This window comes from Streptomyces sp. H27-C3 (assembly GCF_030063415.1).
GTDB lineage: Bacteria > Actinomycetota > Actinomycetes > Streptomycetales > Streptomycetaceae > Streptomyces.
Genome location: NZ_JASITA010000055.1, coordinates 1 through 1,864, shown reverse-complemented (window position 1 = coordinate 1,864; position 1,864 = coordinate 1). Strand labels below are relative to the sequence as shown.

Sequence of the window (1,864 nt, the reverse complement as noted above, 5' to 3'; positions counted from 1 at the left end):
GGGGGGGGGGGGCGGGGGGGGGGGGGGGGGGGGCGCCGCCCGGCCGGGGGACCTGGTCTTCGAGACCGCGTCGGGCACCGTCCCCACGAGGGTGACCGTGACCGACGACGGCGTGTACCGGGCGACGCTCACCAGCGTCGAGCCGCGCGTCGACGAAATTGCCGAGGTGGATCTCGCTGAGGCGCTGGCCGCGCTGGACTGGCCGGCCGGTGATCTCGACCCGGCGCTCCCGCCCCGCATCGCCTACGCGGGTGCCCGCCATCTGATCCTCGCGGCCGGCACCCGGGAGCGGCTCGCGGATCTGTCGTACGACTTCGAGCGGCTGGCGGCGCTGATGCACCGCCTCGACCTGACGACACTTCAGCTGGCCTGGCGCGCGGACGCGACGACCTTCCACGTCCGTGACCCCTTTCCGGTGGGCGGTGTCGTCGAGGACCCGGCGACGGGCGCAGCCGGGGCCGCCTTCGGGGCATACCTGCGGGAGCTGGGGTCCGTACCGGACGACGCGGTACTAACACTCCATCAGGGTGAGGACATGGGCCGACCGGGGGTGCTGACGGTCGAACTCCGCGCGGGTGACCGTCGGATCCGGGTAGGCGGAACGGGCGCCCGCATCCCGGACAGGTCGGCCTGACCGGACTGGGTCCCTCCGCAGGTGCGCGCCGCTACGCTCCAGTCCTCTTCACGATTCAGACACACGGAGTGCACCTTGCGCATACATGTTGCCGCCCTCGCCGTCCTGGCAAGCTCCTTGCTCGTCGCCACCCCCGCCCAGGCGGCCCCGCACCAGGGCGGCCTGCACCTCGGCAAGATCCAGTACGACAGCCCGGGCACCGACCGCGGCAGCAACGCCTCGCTGAACGCCGAGTGGGTCGAGGTCCACAACAGCACCCGTTCGGCGATCCAGCTCAAGGGCTACAAGCTCAAGGACAACACCGGCTACACGTACACCTTCGGTACGTACAAGCTCGGCGCCGGAAATATCGTGCGCGTACGCACGGGCAAGGCCACGGACACCGCGGCCAACCGTTACTGGAACCGCACCGGGTACGTCTGGAACAACACCAGCGACAAGGCCCGCCTGCTCAAGCCGAGCGGCGCGCAGCTCGACTCGTGCGCCTGGACGACCCGCGACCGCGGCACCAAGATCTGCCACTGACGGACGAACGACCGGGGACGCGCTCGGCGATGAGCGGGCCCCCGGTCACCGGGCTCCCGGGAGCAGAGTTCTCGGGAGCCCGGGTCTCGGGAGCCCGGGTCTCGGGAGCCCGGGTCTCGGGAGCCCGGGTCTCGGGACCAAGGCTCCGGGGGCCTGTGATACGCCGTCAGGCCTGCCCCGTCTCGAAGCGGGCGATCTTCCCGTTCTCCACGATGAACACCCAGGCGGTGCGCATCTCGCCCCACGCCTCGTTGCGGTAGCGCACCACCAGGGACAGCCCGCTCGCCTTCTGCGACTCGACCTCCATGTACCCGCTCGACGCAAAGATCTCCCGCTCGGTCCAGTCGGCGAGGTCCCGCTCGGTCCCGTCGTCAGACATGGTCGCGCCGGGCGCCAGTGCCTGCTGGAACGCGTCCCGGTCATTGGCGTTCACCGCGGTGACGAACGCGCGCACGGCCGGTTCGGCAAGCTGTTGGGCGGAAACGGTCACAGCACTCTCTCTCCTCAAGTACGTCCCCGATGTCCCAGGGACTCCTACCCTGCCCCGCCCCTCGTGTGCCCGCACCCCGAACGACGAACCTGAGGTTCCCCCGAGATGCGGAAGATGGTGACAGAGGGTCAGATGGTTCTCATGAGAGGAACATCGGCCATGGCTGCCCCCAGAAAGTACTCGCTGGAGTTGCGTGAGCGTGCGGTGCGGATGTA

The 1,864-nt window shown here is 70.0% G+C and carries 3 protein-coding genes; 2 read left to right on the top strand and 1 reads right to left on the bottom strand.

The features are described from left to right. Positions 1-634 (top strand): PhzF family phenazine biosynthesis protein (locus tag QMK30_RS34525; protein ID WP_283522294.1); only part of this gene is annotated, 634 nt, incomplete at its 5' end. A 75-nt stretch (positions 635-709) separates the two neighbouring features. Then, complete coding sequence (locus QMK30_RS34520) at positions 710-1,159, top strand: lamin tail domain-containing protein (protein WP_283522293.1); 450 nt, start codon at positions 710-712, stop codon at positions 1,157-1,159. 166 nt (positions 1,160-1,325) lie between these two features. Here QMK30_RS34520 and QMK30_RS34515 read toward each other — a convergent pair whose 3' ends face one another. After that, positions 1,326-1,649, bottom strand: coding sequence for a nuclear transport factor 2 family protein (locus QMK30_RS34515; RefSeq protein WP_283522292.1), 324 nt, complete (start codon positions 1,647-1,649; stop codon positions 1,326-1,328). Positions 1,650-1,864 lie beyond the last annotated feature (215 nt).